We start from the raw sequence: 17,922 nt of genomic DNA, 5'->3' as shown, positions 1-17,922 counted from the left end.
AGGCTTCGCCTCTCGAGGCGGAGTCGGATGTACAACGCGAGTCAAAGGTACAGGCATCATGCCGAAGCGAAGGGTTCACGTGGCGGCTGCCGCCATCTTAAACGAACAGGGCCAGGTCCTGATTGCACGTCGTCCCTCGACGGTGGATCAGGGCGGCTTGTGGGAGTTTCCGGGTGGCAAGCTGGCGCCTTACGAAACCGGTCTGGAAGCGCTCAAGCGTGAGCTGTGCGAAGAGCTGGGCATCGAGATCATTCGTGCTCAGCCGCTGATCCGTATTCATCACGAATACCCGGACAAGCATATCCTGCTGGATGTGTGGGAAACGCGTCAGTTCACTGGCGAGCCCTTTGGTCGTGAAGGGCAGGCAGTGCGCTGGGTCGAGATCGAGGATCTCTACAAGTACGCCTTCCCGGCGGCGAATCTGCCGATTCTGCGGGCGGTCTCGCTGCCGCGCGAGTACCTGATCACGCCGGAAGAGGCCGATGAGGACGTCTTCGAGACGCGTCTGACGCGTGCGCTGGATGAGGACGGGGTGCGTCTGGTCCAGCTGCGCGCCAAGGAGCTGGATGAGGCGGCCTATATCGCGCGTGCCGAGAAGGCGCTGGCGATCTGTCATGCGCGTGGTGCTCGTCTGCTGCTCAACGCTGAACCGTCCATGCTCGGCAAGGTCGATGCGGATGGTATCCACCTGACCAGCGTGCGTCTGGCGGAGCTGGCGGAAAAGGGCGAGCGTCCGATTGCCGCCAACAAGTGGCTGTCTGCCTCCACCCATGATCAGCAGCAGCTGGACCAGGCCGGTCGTGTGGCGTGTGACTTCGTGTCACTGTCGCCGCTGCGTGTGACGCCGTCGCATCCGGAGCGTCCGCCGCTGGGCTGGCATGACTTCCAGGGGCTGGTCGAGCAGGCGTGCATGCCGGTCTATGCGCTGGGTGGCATGTCCCGCTATGACAGCGATCACGCACGCGCCGTAGGTGCCCAGGGGATCGCATCGATCCGTGATTTCTGGAAATGATGATCGCGCGTTGATGGCAGTTGCCTGAACGACAAAAGACCCTCGAGGCTAGCCTCGAGGGTCTTTTTTATGCCCAGCACCTTGAGTGTCGAGCTTTGTATCGGTCTGAACCAGCAGGGCTCTCTCGAGCGCTACTGCTGATGCATGTCGCGCTCCATGCGCGCCACCATCTCGTCGATGCTGGTCTCATCCATGGCGGGCTCACCGGCGATGCTGTGGGATTCGTCAGCCCAGGCGCCAAGATCGAGCAGTTGGCAGCGCTTGCTGCAGAAGGGACGAAATTCGCTGGCGGCACTCCATACCACGTCGGTACGGCATTGCGGGCAAGCGACGGTCAATGGTGTCTTGCCATTGTGGGAAGCGGTGGCATCAGACATGAGGGGTGTCCTGAAACGGTGTATGGGGGGCGCTCAGTGATCGATAGTAGGCATCCATGGCCACTACCTGTTCACGAAGATGCGCCTGGCTTCCGTCATTGTCGATGACATCGTCGGCCTTGGCCAGTCGTGTCTCGCGTGGCAGCTGGGCCGCGAGGATGGCGCGTACCTGCGCCTCGCTGACACCATCGCGGCTCAGCGTGCGCGCCAGCTGGACATCCTGGCTGACATCCACCACCAGGGTGCGTGAGACGAGGTTGTCCTGACCGGACTCGAACAATAGCGGAGAGACTAGCAGGCGATAGGGACTGGTCATGGCCGCCAGGTGCTGCACGATCCGCTCCCGGATACGCGGATGGGTGCAGCGCTCCAGCCATTGGCGCTCCTCGGGGGCAGCAAAGATCCGCTCGCGCAGCGCGGCGCGATCAAGCTCGCCCTGCGCCGTGACGATTGACTCGCCGAAGTGGGCGATGATCTCGGCCAGTGCGGTCTCGCCGGGGCGCACGATCTCGCGCGAGACATCATCGGCATCCACCCACTGGATGCCCAGCTCGCCGAACAGCCGCGCGACGCTCGATTTGCCGCTGCCGATGCCGCCGGTGACACCGATGATGGGGCCGTGGGTTGGAGAGGACGTCGTCATGCGCCGATCACGCTCAAGTAGAGGCTCATCAAGGGCGTGCCAAACAGCAGAGCGATCCAGCCGGCAACCGCCAGGTAAGGTCCGAAGGGCATCGGTGCGCCGCGCAGACGCGGTACCAGCAGTTGCAGCAGGATGCCCAGAACGGCCCCGAGACCAGCCGACAGAATCAGCAACAGCGGCAACCACTGCCAGCCGAGCCAGGCACCGAGAGCGGCGAGCAGCTTGAAGTCACCGTAGCCCATGCCTTCCTTGCCGGTGACCAGCTTGAATAGCCAGTAGAAGCTCCACAGCACCAGATAGCCCGCCATCGCACCGATGACAGCGCTGGGCAGCATCAGAGGCTGGAACAGCAACTGATAGGCGAGGCCTGCCCACAGCAGTGGCAGGGTGATGGCGTCAGGCAGCAGCTGGGTGCGGAAGTCGATGACTGACAGCACCAGCAGGGTCAGACAGGCGCCGAAGATCCACAGGCTCTGTGCCTCCAGGCCGTAGATCAACGCGATGGAAGCGCCGAGCGCGCCTCCGGCCAGCTCCACCAGCGGGTACTGCGCGCTGATGCGCGTATTGCAGCTGGCGCAGCGGCCACGGCGTTTCAGCCAACCGAGGATGGGGAGGTTGTCGTGCCACTTGATCGGCGTGTCACAGCCCGGGCAGCGTGATGCGGGCACCAGCAGATTGAAGCGCGGTGTATCTTCGGCTTCCAGCTCCAATGCCTCGCGGGCCTCGGCGCGCCATTGGCGCATCATCATCACGGGCAGGCGAGTGATGACGACATTCAGAAAGCTGCCGACCAGCAAACCGAATATACCGGCCAGGCAGGCCTGCAGTGTGGGGGAGAGTTGGGCGAATGAGTCCACGAGTCTTCCTTGTCAGTAAATGACACGGCCGCGTCCTTTTGGTGGCGCGGCCGCTTGGCATGAAAGCTTCTTTCGAGATACTGGCGGCGTTCTAGATCGCGTTGCCCAGCTCGAAGATGGGAAGATACATCGAGACCACAAGCCCGCCCACCAGGGTGCCTAGCACCACGATGATCAAGGGCTCCAGCAATGAGGTCAGCGCATCTACCTTGTTGTCGACATCTTCTTCGTAGAAATCCGCAACCTTGTTGAGCATGGCATCCAGTGAGCCGGATTCTTCGCCAATCGCCACCATCTGTACTGCCAGTGTCGGGAATAACTGGGTATTGCGCATGGCAAAGTTCAGCTGCTGGCCAGTAGAGACATCTTCCTTGATCTGGGCAATGGCGCGCTCGTATACCTTGTTGCCTGAGGCGCCGGCGGCAGTATCAAGTGACTCTACCAATGGAACACCTGCCTGGAAGGTCGTAGCCAATGTGCGTGAATAGCGAGCGACAGACGATTTATCCAGAATATCGCCGAGAACAGGCACCTTGAGCATGAAGCGGTGGCTGGCGTAGGCAAACTTCTCAGAGCGCTTGATTGCCTGCGCAATAAGAACGACGGTCAGGATTATCGCGCCTAGCGCAACATACCAATAATTCTGCGCATACTCGGACAAGGTGATCGTCAGCTGAGTAAATGCTGGCAGCTCTGCGCCGAAGCCCTGGAATAGGCTTTCAAATTGCGGAACTACCTTGATCAACAGGATCGCTGTTACCCCTATCCCGACACCGATCACGGCGATAGGGTAATAAAGGGCTTTCTTGACGCGCGCCTTGAGTGAATCAATTTTTTCTTTATAAGTCGCGACACGGTCGAGCATCTTGTCCAGGGCGCCAGCTTGTTCGCCGGCTTCAACCAGATTGGCAAACAGGTTATCAAAATGCTGGGGGTGTTTACGCAAGGCTTCCGAAAAGCTGGCACCTGCTCCGACCTGATTCATCATGTCTTCGACCAGATGACGCATGCCTGGACTCTTCATGCTTTCAGCCACGATGCCAAATGCCTGAAGTACCGGTACGCCAGCACGGATCATGGTCGCCATCTGACGGGCGAACATGGTGACATCCTTGCCACTGACCTTCTTGCTGCCGCCAAACAGGGAGGACTTCTTGCGCAGGTGCTTGAGCACGATCCCCTGGCTGACCAGCGTGTTCTTGACCTGATCGACGTTGGCCGACATCAGCTCGCCCTTGACGTTTTCACCGCGCGAGTTCTTGCCCGACCATTGCCAAGTTTCAATGCCCGCTTTTTTCTTGTCTTTCTTGGCAGTTCTGGGAGTTGCCATGTCAGTTATCGTTCCCTGATAAATGGGGAGCAGGCATTGAAGGTCGAGCCATGATCAATGCCTGGGTCATCTTGTCTTCAATGTGCCTGATGACTGAGCAAAAGTCAGCTATCTGTCGTATTGATCGCTGTCAGCCAGCATGGATGACTATCACATGCTAGGTTTGCCAGCAGCGACTCAGTCCTTGGTGATGCGATTGACTTCTTCCAGCGAGGTCATGCCAGACATCACCTTGCGCAAGCCACTACGCCTCAGGTCTGAAAGCCCTTCCTTGCGCGCCTGGTCTGCCAGCTCGATGGCGGTGCCCTCACGCATGATCAAGCGGCTCATCTCATCCGAGATCGGCATGACTTCATAGATGCCGACGCGCCCCTTGTAACCCAGCGTGCACTGACTGCAACCGACGGGGCGGAAAATTGTCGCCGCCTCGAGTTCTGCTGCGCTGAAGCCATTGTCTTCACTGAAGCCCATCGAGGCCATCGCCTCGGGCGGAATTTCCGCGGGCTGACGGCAGTGGGTGCACAGGCGGCGAGCAAGACGCTGAGCGATAATCAACGAGACGGAACTCGCGATGTTGAAGGGGGCAATCCCCATGTTGCTCAGGCGCGTCAGTGTCTCGGGCGCTGAATTGGTGTGCAAGGTAGAAAGTACCAGGTGACCGGTCTGTGCCGCCTTGACGGCAATCTCGGCGGTTTCCTTGTCACGAATCTCCCCCACCATTACCACATCGGGATCCTGGCGCAGGAAGGCGCGCAGGGCCGAGGCGAAGTCCAGGCCGATCTTGGGCAGCACGTTGACCTGGTTGACGCCTTCTACCTTGAGCTCGACCGGGTCTTCCGCCGTCGAGATATTGCGCTCCGGTGTATTGAGGATATTCAGGCCGGTGTAGAGCGTCACGGTCTTGCCACTACCGGTAGGCCCAGTGACCAGAATCATGCCCTGTGGCTGATCCAGCGTCTTCTCGAACATGGCGCGCTGTTCAGGTTCGAAGCCTAGCGCCTCGATGCCCATCTTGGCTGAGCTGGGGTCCAGGATACGCAGCACCAGTTTCTCGCCGTACACGGTGGGCAGTGTGTTGACGCGGAAATCGATGGAGCGTGACTTGGAAAGGCGCAGTTTGATCGCGCCGTCCTGCGGTAAACGGCGCTCAGAAATATCCATGCGCGACATGACCTTCAGGCGTGCCGAGATCCGATTGCGCATATTGAAGGGCGGGCGGGTATTCTCGACCAACATGCCATCGATACGAAAACGGATGCGATAGGTGGATTCGTAGGGCTCGAAGTGGATATCCGAGGCACCACGCTTGATGGCATCCAGCAGTACCTTGTGAACAAAGCGCACGACTGGCGCATCATCACTGCTGGCTGTAATGGCCAGATCGTTGTTGTTATCTTCTTCGCCTTCGAAATCCAGCCCATCAAGCGCTTCGCCATCTTCGCTCAGCATGTCCATGGCGCTTTCTTCGCCGGCTTCCAGGTACTGCTCCAATGCCGGCGTCAGCTGGTCGGCGGCGACCAAGACACTCTCGATCGACAAGCCCGTGGCAAATTGCAGTTCATCAAGATGCGTGAGCGTCGAGGGGGAGGGCACGCCCACGGTCAAGCGATGCTCACGGCGATAGAGTGGCAATACCCCCAGCTTACGCAGCACCTTTTCGGGCAGCTCATCAATGGAAGGCAGCGAGTCGGTGCGAACGGCATCGAGATCTACATACGGCAGGCCATATTCCCAGGCCGCCGCCAATGTCGCGTCACGTGCCGGTACCAGGCCGTGCGCGATGATATGCAGCAACAGGCTTCCCCCTGCCTCATTGGCTTCCTGTTCAGCCAGCTGTGCTGCCTGTGGTTCGAGCAGGCCAGAGTCGACCAGTCGAGCGGCAAATCCTTTTAGCGTGTGTTCTGACTGGGGCATGACACTCTTCCTGTTGCAGTTGCCGATGGGGCTACTTTGACTGCTTTAAACGTGAAGCAGGCACTGATGCGCTGTGCGCGAACTCTGGTGCGGTAAGCCATCGTATTACAAACATCGTCTTGCAGAAGAGTGTAGCTGGATTGCCCAGTGCTAGGAATGGCGCATTCGAGTCATGAGAAGGGAATAGAGTTTGTGGAGGGAGCTAGCCAAAAGCTGCTGGGTTGGGAGTAACGTTGAAGGGCGCCTGAGTCTCGATCACAAAGTTTTTGTGTTCGTTGCTTGCAATGTCACCGAGTGTAATCTATTGTAACAAACAAGCAGCCGTCAGCGCCGCCAAGCAAGCGTCTTGCGACATGGCAATGGCACCTGAACTGTGGCTGTGGTATCACTCGTCCCGTCCGGTCGACACCCCGTGATATCAAGATGTTATGCTGACGAAGATGTTGTTGGGGATATTAGAATCAAACGCCCACACTGACATTCTTCTGTAACATCCTGCTGGTCAGGGAAGGTAACCGGGGTTTCAGGACGTACGACCTGATCTCACTACGCAAATGCAAGGGAGTCACACCATGACACGCAAGCAACAAGCTGGTTTTACATTGATCGAGCTGATGATCGTTGTGGCGATTATCGGTATCCTGGCGGCGATCGCTATTCCGCGTTATCAGGATTATGTAGCGCGCTCACAAGTTAGTGAAGCTGTCACATTATCTGCTGGGTTGAAAACTTCAGTTAGTGAAATTTTTGCTCAAGACTCTACATGTCCAGCTAATGCAGACGCAGCTGTGAAAGGAATTGCTGCAGCTGGCGATATTACTGGTAAATATGTGCAGTCAGTAACTACAGCTGGTACTGCAGCTGCAACTGGTGGTTGTACTATTACCGCAAAAATGGCCGCTAGCGGTGTTGCCAGTGGTCTTTCAGAAAAGTCACTCGTCATGACATTATCTAATGCTGATAAAGGTTCTTATAAGTGGACATGCTCTTCTTCGGATATCCCGTCTGAATATCTCCCACAGGCCTGTCGCTAATAAAAAACCGCCCTTTGGGGCGGTTTTTTATTGTGCTCAATAAAGTGCTTCTTCCTCTTCCACCACATCCTTAAGCAGCTCCAGGAACAGCTTGTCTGCATCGGAGTGTTCTGCCGGGTCTTCCGGGATATGGATACTGGTAGTGTCAGAAATCTCGTTGGCGATGATGGCCAGCACAGCTTGCTCATTCTTTCCTTGTTCTGCCCCTTCTTTGAGGCGCGCTCGCGCCACGACCAGTGACTGCTCGAGAATCTTCGGGTCTTGCAGCAGCTTGCGGATGAAGCCTTTCAGCTCACTGATGATGCGTGTCTTGTTCATTTCGCCGGATGCGTTGCTCATGGTGTGCTCCTTGTCTGGTGGATGTCTGTCTTTGAGTTCAGCGTGAATTCTGGTCTAGATGACGATGCCTGGAACGCCTTTGAACGCTTTTGAACGATGAGGGATCAACTCAAGCCTGTCTCTGAAGTTCAGGATGCCATGCCTGCCTTTGCCTGCAGTGTAACCCACACGTCAGCGCTGGTGGATATGTGACATCACACCGATCTCCAACTGGCCAAACCACTCAAGACCCGCTGCAAGGCGTTCCATCTCGGCGATTGATGCGTTGCGCGAGTCGGCGTCGTGGTTACATTGCTGAGCTGTTTCTGAGGCGGCTTGCGTAGCACAACCCGGCAACTCCAGCAGGATATCCACATGCGGGGCTGACGCATCGGTATCAGTAGACGCGGTGGCATGGTTGACGTAATGCAGTGTAAGGCCGCTGCGCGCCTGCCAGAGGGGGGACTGCTGCCAGCATTCATCGAGTGTGGCGATGATATCGCTGCGTAGGGGCAGGGGCTGCTGCCGCGTGGGCTGCGCCAGGCTAGCCTGGCCGAGATGCGAGTCGTCTTCAGGATCGATGTGATAGAGCACATCACTGAGCTGGGGGAATTCGGCCTTGAGGCGAGCCACTGCATGATGACCGATGGCATGGCCTTCCGAGACGCTGATGCGTGGCGCGACCAGCAGGTGGACTTCCAGCACGATACGGCCGGCTAGCGTGCGGCTGCGCAAGTCATGTGCGCCACGCACCTCGGGCAGTGACAGCAAGCACTCACGCATGGCGTGTTGTTGTTCACGTGGCAGGGCGGTGTCGATCAGTTCGCGTGAGGCCTCCCAGGCCAATGAGGCGCCGATCTTGCCCACCATCACGCCAACGACGACCGCCGCGATGCCATCCAGCCAGCTGGCTCCCAGCTGGGTACCGATCAGGCCTATCAGCACCGCCACGGTGGAGAGCGCATCACTGCGCGAGTGCCAGGCATTGGCTTCCAGCAGCTTGGATTTCTGCCTGCGCGCGACCTTCAGTGTGGCGCGAAAGATACCTTCCTTGCCGAGCAGCGAGATGATCGCGATGCCGATGCCCAGCGCGCCGGGTAGCGGGATGGTCAGTGAGCCGAACATCAGCTCCCAGCTGCGCAAAATGCCTTCCCAGCCAATGGCGCCCGCCACGGCCAGCAGCAGACTGCCGAGCACCAGGGTGCCGAGCGTCTCGATGCGCTCATGCCCCCACGGATGTGAGCGATCCGGCGCCTGGCGGCCGTAGTGAGTCGCCACCAACACGAAGGCATCCGTCACCAGGTCTGACAGGGAGTGGATGCCATCGGCGATCAGTGCCTGCGAGCCGACCAGCTTGCCGATGACAAGCTTCGCGACACCCAGCACGCCATCCAGCGCCGCGCCGATCAAGGTGATGCGCTGTGCTTCACGCTTGGCGTTTGCCGTGCTGGCAGCATCTGCGGGTGACGATTGAGGCATGGGAAGGCTCGCTCAAAGGGGAGTCGGGTGCGTCATGAAGTCAGCGCCTACTCCTGCGCAGGGCAGGAGTCAGCGCACGCAGCTGTCTTCAGAGATCTCGCCGCTGGGGCGCAGGCGCCGCGCGAGGCTGTCAACGCCGATATTGAGTATGGCGGTGAGCACCAGCAAGGCAAATGCCTGATCAAACATCAGGTATTCGAAGCTCGAGTCGATATGGAAGCCCAGCGTCACCACCCCCAGCATGCCGAGAATGGCCGTCTCGCGAATGATGGTCTCGGCGCGGTAGAGCAGCAATGCGAACATGCCGGGGGCAACACGCGGGTTGAGCTCATAGAGCCAGCATTCGAACTTGCCCTGCGGGCGGCTGGGCGGCAGCTGAATCTGGTTGGCATGGCGAGCACACAGGAAGGCGATGATCGCGCCGTTGTGCAGCGCCAGCGCCAGCCAGGCGGGCAGCAGCGAGGGCCCCAGCAGCAACAGCAGGATGAAGGCCAGAATCAGCTCCGGCGTGGTGCGCAGGAAGATCAGCAGGCCGTTGGTCGAGTGTTGCGAGAGACGGTTGCCCACATGGCGGCTGGCCAGCGGCCATAGCAGCATGGCGATCAGCAGACTACCGGCGGTGCCCTGCAGGCCGAGCAGCAAGGTATTGCCGATGGCGGGCAGCAGATCGGGCAGGTGGCTGGCCCACTGCAGCAGGCCTGTCGCGAGCTCGCCCGAGACCAGCGACTCGAATGATGCATTGACCAGCGGCGCCGGCCAGATGTCATGGCTGATGAAGCGCCACAGCAGGGGCGGGCTGACATCGGGCCATGGCCCCAGCCACCAGAGGCTGGCGATGGCCAGTACCGGCAATACCCGACGGTGCCCCCACCAGGGTAGCGTGGCGATCAGCAGATAGAAGATCCATAGCAGGGCGCCCGCCTCGGCGTACCGGCCCTCGCGAAAGGCACTTTCCAGATAGAAGCCCAACGTGGGCAAGCCGACGAAGCCGAGCAGAACACTGGCGCGCAGTCCGCATTCGAAGCGATAGCGGGTGTAGCTGGCCATGCGTCTCCACGCCATCGGCAGTTCTGCATACACAAAGCGCATCGCGCGCGAGCTGGCCCAGGGCAGTGCCTTGAGCGGCGCCTGCGGCAGTTGTTCGAGAATCTCGGCATAGACCTTGGCGAAGGTCGCCGCATAGGGAATCGTGATCGCCGCCAGCGCCGTGGCGGCCGATAGCCCGAACACCTGCAGCAACAGCAGCGCCCAGAACAGCTCATGCACCGCACGCAGCCCGGCGCAGATGCCCCGTAGCAGACGCGAGCGGGAGTAGACCAATGCCAGTGGCAGCCCGATCAGCGCGCCCAGCAGAGTGCCCCATAGCGCGAAGGCGATGGTCAGGATCAGAGCGTGCAGCGGGGATTCCAGTGCGCCGGGAGCCGGCGACGCCAGACCCGCCAGCATGCGGCCCAGTTCCTGCCACGGGTCGCGCGAGGTGACGGAGAGATCGGCGAAGGGCACCAATACCAGCATGGCGATCACCAGACCACCACCGAGGCGCAACAAGCGCGCACCGTCACTGCGTGCCTGCCACCAGCGAGGGGGATGGCGCAGCTCTGCCGTCATGGTGGAGGGGTCAGCTGACATCGGATGACTCGCGCGTCGCCGCAGCGGGGTACAGGAAATCCAGGTCGCCAGGCGTCATTCCGTCGGTCGCGACATCCAGCAGCACGTGCCCCTGGCCGTCAGCCTGCTTGCCAAGCCCGATCACACGCGTGAAGTGAGTAAGCGCCAACTCGCGCTGATGAAGCGCTACCACGCTGGTCGCGTGACGGGCATGTATCAGCTGGATCAACTGACTGGCCTGATGCGGGTCCACGCTTGCGACGGGCTCGTCACCGAGGAACAGCTCATGACCCTGATAGAGCGCGCGTGCGATGGCGACACGCTGGCGCTGACCGCCGGAAAGCGCCTCGACGGAGCGTTCCATCAGGCCGGCGATACCCAGCGGTTCGCACAGCGTGGCGACCGCCTGCCAATGAGCCGGTTTCGGGCGCAGCAGATTGAGCAGGTTGGTCAGCCGTGAGTGCTGGTCCAACCGGCCCATGAAGATGTTGTGGTAGACCGACAATTGCGGCACCAGCCCCTGGCGTTGAGGGCACCAGGCGGCTGCTACGTCGCGCTGTTGCAGCGCGGCGCGCAGGGCTTCCAGCAACGTGGACTTGCCTGCGCCACTGGCACCGAGCAGGGCGATGCGCTCACCCGGCAGGAGGCGAATATCCAGATCACGCAAGACCACCTCGGCGCCATGGCCGAGGTGGTCTTGCGAAAGGTGCAGCAGTGGAGAGGGTGTTTCCTGGGTCATGAGTTCAGCGCAGCAGACCGAGCTGTTCACCGACGGTCTTGATCGGCGCGTAGTCATCGTTGCTGGCCGGAATGAAGCCGGAGCGCGGGAAGCTCTCGAGCAGGTCCGGGTCTTTCATGTCCAGCAGGGCCGTGGTGACATGGGCGGTGAAGTCCGCGCCGAAGTGGCTGTCGGCATCGCCACGAATGGTCCACTGATAATCCGGGTAGGCCGGCGTCTGCCACAGCACCTGCACCTTGCTCGGGTCGACCTTGCCGTCCTTGACTGCCGCTTCCCACACCGCGAAGTTGACCGCGCCCACGTCATAGGTGCCAGCGGCGACCAGTGCGATGGTGCGTGAGTGGTCGCCGGAGAAACCGACGCGGCTGAACAGGGCGTCCGGCGCCTGCTGGAACTGCTCGCGCAGATAGTATTCCGGCATCAGGCGACCTGAAGTGGAGGTCTTGGCGCCGAAGGTGAAGGAGTGGCCTTCGAGGGAGTCGGGCAGAGCGTCCAGCGGCTCGGCGGCATCGCCGGCCAGCTTGAGGTCGCGACGCGCGATGAAGTAGCTGCGGAAGGCAGCGTCTTCCACGCCTTGGGCGATGGCGACGGAGCCCGGCACCATCTGACGCGCCTGAACGCCTGTCAGGCCGCCGAACCAGGCCATCTGGATCTGATCATTGCGGAAGGCGCTGACGGCGGCGCTGTAGGATTTGACCGGCACATACTCGACATCGACGCCCAGCTTCTCTTCCAGATAGTCGGCGACCTTGTCGAAACGCTCGACCAGGCGTGACTCGTCTTCATCCGGAATCGCCGTGAACTTGAAGGTGTCGGCCTGAGCCAGACTCATGGTCACGGGAAGGGCGGAAATCAGGGTCAGAGCAGCAGTGGCCAGCCAGCGCATGGGAAGCATCCTCAGCATTCACGACATGAGACATCATGCGGCGAACACCGCATGTCAGGGGGTATGGCGCGTATTGTTGTGTCTTGATCACGCGGGTGCAAGCCCCGCGCCATGCCTGAAGGATCGCTCAAGTGACGCTGAAGCGTCAGTAGCGCGTTGAATGGCTGCGCAGGAAGAGCTCATTTGCCGTGGCTGGGGCTGATGACTTGGTGGCGAGTGCTCAAGACTCCGGTGGGAAACGGGTGTCCTTCAAGCTGTCCTTGATCTTCTTGAGGTGCTGCTGGAAGTCTTCTCCACGGCGCAGCGTCACGCCGGTGGCCAGCACGTCGATCAGGGCCAGGTGGATCATGCGTGAGGTCATCGGCATATAGATATCGGTGTCTTCCGGCGCCATGACTTCCAGCACTTCGGTGCACTCGCGCGCCAGCGGAGAGTCCGGTGCGGTGATGCCCAGTACCGCGGCGCCATTGCTGCGTGCGAGCTTGGCGATATCGACCAGCTCGCGGGTGCGTCCGGTGTAGGAGATGATGACGATCACGTCGCCGGTATGGCAGGCGGCGGCCACCATGCGCTGCATGAGCACGTCTTCATAGGCCATGACCGGCAGGTTGAAGCGGAAGAACTTGTGCTGGGCATCCGCCGCCACCGGGCCTGAGGCGCCAAGGCCGAAGAAGCAGATCTGCTTGGCCTGGCTCAGGTAGTCGACGGCGCGTTCGATGCGTCTGGGGTCCAGTGCGCGACGGGCATCGTCGAGCGCGGCCACGGTGGCGCCGAGAATCTTGTCGCCATAGGCCGCGGCATCATCGTTCTGATCGACGCTGCGCGACACGTAGGGCGTGCCGCCGGCCAGACTCTGGGCCAGCTTGATCTTGAAGTCGGGGAAGCCCTTGGCATCGAAGTTGCGACAGAAGCGGTTGACGGTCGGCTCACTGACCAGCGAGGCCTGAGCGAGCGCCGCGATGCTCATGCCGGTGGCCGCAGCCGGGTCCGCCAGAATGACGTCGGCGACCTTGCGCTCGGAGCGATTGAGCTCGTCGAGACGTTCACGGATGCGATTGATGAGGTCGTGTACTGCCATTCGCCTGTTACCCTGCCATTGTGTAGTGAAATAACTACGTAATCTGGGCATCCTAGCCTCACTCGTCTGGTAGGCCAAGCATCTCTTTGGGTCACTTGCTGATCCAGGGGCGCGAAGGACGAGGTGAAAGCGAAAGCGCCGCTGACTACCACTTTTAGGTAAGTTTACCTATTTGTGGGGCGAATTGTCTTGAGTGACAGCGGCGTTATCGCTACATTTGTTGTTAATATAACCAGCCATGTATCGCCAACGCCTTCCCGGTGCCGTGTGTCATTCGAGCCTCTCCTCGCCGCGCCAGCCTGCGCAGCCTTCCAGGAAGCGGGTTCGAAGTCGCCCACCTTGTCGGTCATTTCGGCATACAGGGCAGTTTCGACGGGAGAAATCGGCGGCATGAGTTCCGACATCATTCCGGGCGTGGATATTGCCCTGTTCGGCGCCTTGGGCGACCTCGCCAAGCGCAAGCTATATCCAGCCCTCTATCACCTCGACCGTGACGGTCTGCTCGAGAAGGCAACCCGCCTGATCGGTCTGGCGCGTCAGGATGTCAGCCTCGAATCCTTCAAGGACACCGTGCAGGCGGCGCTCAAGGAGCGCGTCAAGCCGGAACACCTCGAGAAGGAATGCATCGAGCGCTTCCTCTCTCGCATCAGCTATGCGGCGCTGGATTTCAGCACCGTGGAAGGCTATTCCGCGATCGCCGATTGGCGTGTGGATGCCAAGGGCAAGCCGTCGCCGCGCCCGCTGATGATCTATCTTTCCGTACCGTCGCGTATCTACGGCGACATCAGCAGCAATCTGCAGGCGGCTGGCTGCCTCGACGAGCACTCGCGTGTCGTGGTCGAGAAGCCGATCGGTTCTGATCTGGAGAGCTCGCGCGTCGTCAACGACGCGATCGGCGCCGTCTTCCACGAATCCCAGATCTACCGTATCGATCACTATCTGGGCAAGGAAACCGTCCAGAACCTGATCGCGCTGCGCTTCGCCAACCCGATGTTCGGCAACCAGTGGAATCAGAACCAGATTTCCCACGTCGAGATCACCGTGGCGGAGAAGGTCGGTATCGAAGGGCGCTGGGGCTACTTCGATCAGGCCGGTCAGCTGCGTGACATGGTGCAGAACCACCTGCTGCAGCTGCTGTGTCTGATCGCGATGGACCCGCCGTCCAACCTGGACGCAGACGCCATTCGTGACGAGAAGGTCAAGGTGCTCAAGGCGTTGCGCCCGATCACCGGCGAGCGTCTCAATACGGATCTGGTGCGTGGCCAGTACATCGCGGGTGCCGTCGACGGCCAGCACGTACCGGGCTACCTCGATGAAGAGGGTGCCAATACCGAATCCCAGACCGAGACCTTCGTGGCTTTCAAGACCGAAGTCTCCAACTGGCGCTGGGCCGGTGTGCCGTTCTACCTGCGGACCGGCAAGCGCATGCCGGAGAAGCTGTCACAGATCGTGATCCACTTCCGTCAGCAGCCGCACTACATCTTCGATCCGGACCAGCGCTCGCTGGCGGCCAACAAGCTGATCATTCGTCTTCAGCCGTCCGAAGGCATCTCCCTGCAGGTGCTGACCAAGGACTCCGGTCTCGACAAGGGCATGCGTCTGCGCCCGGGCCCGTTGGATCTCGACTTCAACAGCGCCTTCCCCAAGCGCCGTATTCCGGAAGCTTACGAACGTCTGCTGCTGGAGGTCATCAAGGGTCAGCAGTATCTGTTCGTGCGTCGTGACGAGATCGAACACGCCTGGCGCTGGGTCGATACTCTCATCGATGGCTGGGAATCCCGTGCCGCCACGCCGCGCCGTTATCCGGCCGGCTCCTGGGGGCCCGTCTCCTCGATCGCGATGATCACGCGCGATGGTCGCAGCTGGTATGAGGAGTATTGAGATGAGCGCCACCGTGACTGAGCAGGACCCGCGCGTACAGACCGCACACTCTCTCGCCGAGTATCTGGCCGCTGCCTTGCGTGCTGATCTCGACGTTGATCCGTCAGCGCGTGCGCTGCTGGTGGTTTCCGGCGGCTCCACGCCCAAGCCGCTGTTTGCCGCGCTGCGCGACAAGCCGCTGGACTGGTCGCGGGTCGATATCACCCTCGCCGATGAGCGTTGGGTGAGCGAAGACGCCGATGACAGCAATGCACGCTTCGTGCGTGAGCACCTGCTGAGCGGTGCGGCCAGTGCCGCTACCTTCCATCCGCTGACCAATGCCGAGGCAGAGCCGGAAGACGGTTGCGCAGAAGTGAGTGCTCGCATCGCGGCGCTCCCCTGGCCGGCTTCCGCGCTGATTCTCGGCATGGGCGGCGATGGCCATACGGCCTCGCTGTTCCCGGATGGTGACCGTCTGCAGGAAGCGCTGACCAGTGCGGATTGCTGTGTCCCGATGCGTGCACCCAGCGTGCCGCAGGCGCGTATCACGCTGTCTCTCGAGCGTCTTCGCCAGACGCGTCGTACCGTGCTTCATCTCACGGGGACCGACAAGCAGGCCGTGCTGTCGCGCGCGCTGAGCGATGTCGAGGCGGTCAGTGAACTGCCGATTCGTGCCTTCCTGTCCGCGCCGCTGGCGCTTTACTGGGCCCCCTGATCACATCGGCCGCGGCCAGCCACAAGGGAGGCTGGCCGCGGCACAAGGAGAACGCCATGAGCTTTGAAAAACAGCTTCCGTCGACTCGCACCACCGAGATCGACAGCATCTGCCAGAAAGCCTCCGTGCTGCCGGTGATCGCCGTCGAGCGCATCGAGGACGCCGTACCGCTGGGCAAGGCCCTTTACGAAGGTGGCCTGACCGTACTGGAAGTCACGCTGCGTACCGACTGCGCGCTGGAAGCCATCCGCCTGATGCGTGAAGCGCTGCCCAACGCCAGCATCGGTGCCGGCACCGTGCTTACGCCGGAACAGTATCGCCAGGTGGAAGAGCTGGGTGTCGACTTCATCGTCACGCCGGGCACCACCGAAGCGCTGTACCAGTACGGCGTGACCAGCAGCGTGCCGATGCTGCCGGGTGTCGCGACCGTCTCGGAGCTGATGACGGGCTGGCAGTACGGTTACCGTCGCTTCAAGTTCTTCCCGGCGGAAGCCGCGGGCGGCGTCAATGCGATCAAGTCCTTCGGTGGCCCGATCAGCGAAGCTCGCTTCTGCCCGACTGGCGGCATTTCCCTGAGCAACGCCGCTGACTACCTCGCGCTCAAGAACGTGATGTGTGTCGGTGGTAGCTGGGTCGCGCCGCAGAAATTGATCGATGCGGGTGACTGGGATGGTATCCGCGAGCTGGCGCGTGAAGCCTCAGAGCGTTTCCACCGCTGAAGTCTGATATCTGGATGAGTGCTGGCCACTGATCCAGCGGTTGCCTGCCAACGTCATGCACGCCGTCGTGCTTGAGGCTGACAGGCTGCCAGTACTGCTCTCTCTCGACAGCTTGGCTGTTGCTTGTGACCCGTCTCTTGCGAGGCGGGTCTTTTTTGTGCGCGTCATCTGGGGAGGGAGGCGAGGCTAACTTGTCTGGCTGGAGTCGATGGGCTGGTTGTGATGCCGGTCTCAGCGCTGCGGCGTGCTCAGCTGGCGGTAGAGGTCATCCAGCAAGGGCAGGGCCAGCCCATGTCGGGCAGCGGCAAGGCGCAGCGGGCCAAGGATCGCCTCGACCTCGGTAGGGCGATCGGCGAGCACATCCTGCAGCATCGAGGCGCGATTGTTGGCGGTCGCGCGGATGACCTGTTCGACCAGCGCCTGCCAGCCTTCCCTTGGGGCAGAGATGCCTTCGCTATCCAGTACCGTGCTGATCTCCTCGACCGCCTGGCGCACCATTGGCGCAAATGGCCGGTCACGCAGCTGGCCGTTGCGAATGCGATAGCGTGCCACCAGGGGATTGATCGCCGCATTGATCGCCAGCTTGTGCCACAGGCGAGTCTGGATGTCTGGCGTCTGTTCGCACGCAAACCCCGCAGCCTTGAGCCAGTCACATTGCATGAGAGCGGCCTGATTGGGCTGGCTGTCGGTATCGCCGTCGCCGTCACTCTGCCATGCGCCCAGCCAGGTGTGGCCGCGCCCGGCGTGTTGCACGCCAAGGTGCTGGAGATCATCCGCTGTTGAGCCAGCGTCAGGCGTCGTGTTTTCGCCAGTCTCGGCTGGCAACCAGGCGCCTTCGGTGGTGCTGGCGCATAGCAGGTTGGCGTGGCGTTCGGCCAGCCACGGCTGAGCGCTCAGTCCGTTCTGCCAGCAGGTCACGGGAGTCTCGGGCGTGATATGTGGTGCCAGTTGCTGCCAGGCGGCGGGTACGCCGTGGGCCTTGGTCGTCAGCCAGGTGGCGGAAGGCTTTCTGGGTGGCGAGTCTTGTAGTGTGTCAATTGATGAATAATTTATCTTTACGCTAACAGTAATTGATTCCGGCGTGGTCATGTCGAGCACGACTGCTTGCCCCGCCATTGCCTGACGCCCCAGCAGCAGGACATGCGGTAGCGCGGATGCCCCCTGCTCACGCAGCTCTCGCTGGCGTGCTGCCATCAGTGATGCCGCCAGCAGACGCCCGATGGCGCCCGGACCGATGATCCACAGCCAGTTATCTTCCGGATCAGTCATTGTGTGCATATTTGTCATCTTGTCATGGAGAGCAGAGCGGTGCGTCAGTGCAAGAGGAGGCCGGTTGTACTTCACCTGACCCGC

At 61.0% G+C, this 17,922-nt stretch carries 17 protein-coding genes; 5 read left to right on the top strand and 12 right to left on the bottom strand.

Features of this window, described 5'->3' with window-relative positions:
- The first annotated feature begins 58 nt into the window (after positions 1–58).
- The gene (locus AOG28_RS01490) at positions 59–1,012 is read left to right on the top strand and encodes a Nudix family hydrolase (protein ID WP_043332483.1); all 954 of its coding nucleotides are present in this window, start codon (positions 59–61) and stop codon (positions 1,010–1,012) included.
- Positions 1,013–1,143: 131 nt separating this feature from the next.
- Here AOG28_RS01490 and yacG read toward each other — a convergent pair whose 3' ends face one another.
- The 5 genes from yacG to pilB form a co-directional block, all read right to left on the bottom strand.
- A complete protein-coding gene (gene yacG / locus AOG28_RS01485; protein ID WP_043332481.1) occupies positions 1,144–1,389 on the bottom strand; it encodes a DNA gyrase inhibitor YacG in 246 nt (81 codons plus the stop codon).
- Complete coding sequence (gene coaE / locus AOG28_RS01480; RefSeq protein WP_054555080.1) at positions 1,382–2,032, bottom strand: dephospho-CoA kinase; 651 nt, start codon at positions 2,030–2,032, stop codon at positions 1,382–1,384. Before coaE ends, yacG begins: the two co-directional genes overlap by 8 nt.
- A complete protein-coding gene (locus AOG28_RS01475; protein WP_054555079.1) occupies positions 2,029–2,889 on the bottom strand; it encodes a prepilin peptidase in 861 nt (286 codons plus the stop codon). Before AOG28_RS01475 ends, coaE begins: the two co-directional genes overlap by 4 nt.
- 91 nt (positions 2,890–2,980) lie before the next feature.
- Positions 2,981–4,219: a type II secretion system F family protein gene (locus AOG28_RS01470; protein WP_054555078.1), complete on the bottom strand. Its 1,239-nt coding sequence runs from the start codon at positions 4,217–4,219 to the stop codon at positions 2,981–2,983.
- A 177-nt stretch (positions 4,220–4,396) separates the two neighbouring features.
- The gene (pilB, locus tag AOG28_RS01465) at positions 4,397–6,133 is read right to left on the bottom strand and encodes a type IV-A pilus assembly ATPase PilB (protein ID WP_054555077.1); all 1,737 of its coding nucleotides are present in this window, start codon (positions 6,131–6,133) and stop codon (positions 4,397–4,399) included.
- Positions 6,134–6,705: 572 nt separating this feature from the next.
- On the opposite strand from pilB, the gene AOG28_RS18805 reads away from it, so the two are divergent.
- A complete protein-coding gene (locus tag AOG28_RS18805; protein ID WP_082388131.1) occupies positions 6,706–7,167 on the top strand; it encodes a pilin in 462 nt (153 codons plus the stop codon).
- Between the two features lie 36 nt (positions 7,168–7,203).
- On the opposite strand, the gene AOG28_RS01460 is transcribed toward AOG28_RS18805, so the two are convergent.
- The 6 genes from AOG28_RS01460 to AOG28_RS01435 form a co-directional block, all read right to left on the bottom strand.
- Positions 7,204–7,506 carry a hypothetical protein gene (locus AOG28_RS01460; protein ID WP_054555076.1) on the bottom strand — a complete coding sequence of 101 codons (303 nt, stop codon included), beginning with the start codon at positions 7,504–7,506 and terminating at the stop codon, positions 7,204–7,206.
- Positions 7,507–7,677: 171 nt separating this feature from the next.
- The gene (locus AOG28_RS01455; RefSeq protein ID WP_054555075.1) at positions 7,678–8,964 is read right to left on the bottom strand and encodes a cation diffusion facilitator family transporter; all 1,287 of its coding nucleotides are present in this window, start codon (positions 8,962–8,964) and stop codon (positions 7,678–7,680) included.
- A 69-nt stretch (positions 8,965–9,033) separates the two neighbouring features.
- Complete coding sequence (locus AOG28_RS01450; protein WP_235506909.1) at positions 9,034–10,593, bottom strand: ABC transporter permease; 1,560 nt, start codon at positions 10,591–10,593, stop codon at positions 9,034–9,036.
- The gene (locus tag AOG28_RS01445; RefSeq protein WP_054555187.1) at positions 10,583–11,311 is read right to left on the bottom strand and encodes an ATP-binding cassette domain-containing protein; all 729 of its coding nucleotides are present in this window, start codon (positions 11,309–11,311) and stop codon (positions 10,583–10,585) included. The genes AOG28_RS01450 and AOG28_RS01445 overlap by 11 nt, the downstream gene beginning before the upstream one ends.
- Positions 11,312–11,315: 4 nt before the next feature.
- Entirely contained in the window at positions 11,316–12,197 is an 882-nt protein-coding gene (locus AOG28_RS01440) for a putative selenate ABC transporter substrate-binding protein (protein WP_199852379.1), read from the bottom strand.
- Between the two features lie 220 nt (positions 12,198–12,417).
- On the bottom strand, positions 12,418–13,275 hold the full coding sequence (locus AOG28_RS01435) for a MurR/RpiR family transcriptional regulator (protein ID WP_043332471.1): 858 nt from the start codon (positions 13,273–13,275) through the stop codon (positions 12,418–12,420).
- Between the two features lie 390 nt (positions 13,276–13,665).
- Here AOG28_RS01435 and zwf point away from each other — a divergent pair, with 390 nt between their 5' ends.
- Genes zwf through AOG28_RS01420 form a run of 3 tightly spaced genes read left to right on the top strand, consistent with a single transcriptional unit; the run spans position 13,666 to position 16,569 of the window.
- On the top strand, positions 13,666–15,156 hold the full coding sequence (gene zwf / locus AOG28_RS01430) for a glucose-6-phosphate dehydrogenase (protein ID WP_054555073.1): 1,491 nt from the start codon (positions 13,666–13,668) through the stop codon (positions 15,154–15,156).
- 1 nt (position 15,157) lies between these two features.
- A complete protein-coding gene (gene pgl / locus AOG28_RS01425; protein ID WP_054555072.1) occupies positions 15,158–15,850 on the top strand; it encodes a 6-phosphogluconolactonase in 693 nt (230 codons plus the stop codon).
- Positions 15,851–15,906: 56 nt separating this feature from the next.
- Positions 15,907–16,569, top strand: coding sequence for a bifunctional 4-hydroxy-2-oxoglutarate aldolase/2-dehydro-3-deoxy-phosphogluconate aldolase (locus AOG28_RS01420; protein WP_043332465.1), 663 nt, complete (start codon positions 15,907–15,909; stop codon positions 16,567–16,569).
- A gap of 231 nt (positions 16,570–16,800) precedes the next feature.
- Here AOG28_RS01420 and AOG28_RS01415 read toward each other — a convergent pair whose 3' ends face one another.
- Positions 16,801–17,847, bottom strand: a complete 1,047-nt coding sequence (locus tag AOG28_RS01415; RefSeq protein ID WP_054555071.1) for a ketopantoate reductase family protein — start codon at positions 17,845–17,847, stop codon at positions 16,801–16,803.
- Positions 17,848–17,922 lie beyond the last annotated feature (75 nt).

The sequence above is a fragment of the Cobetia sp. UCD-24C genome (assembly GCF_001306765.1).
GTDB classification, from domain to species: domain Bacteria; phylum Pseudomonadota; class Gammaproteobacteria; order Pseudomonadales; family Halomonadaceae; genus Cobetia; species Cobetia amphilecti.
Note: the sequence above shows the minus strand (reverse complement) of the source record. Positions and strands in the feature narration are given on the sequence as shown.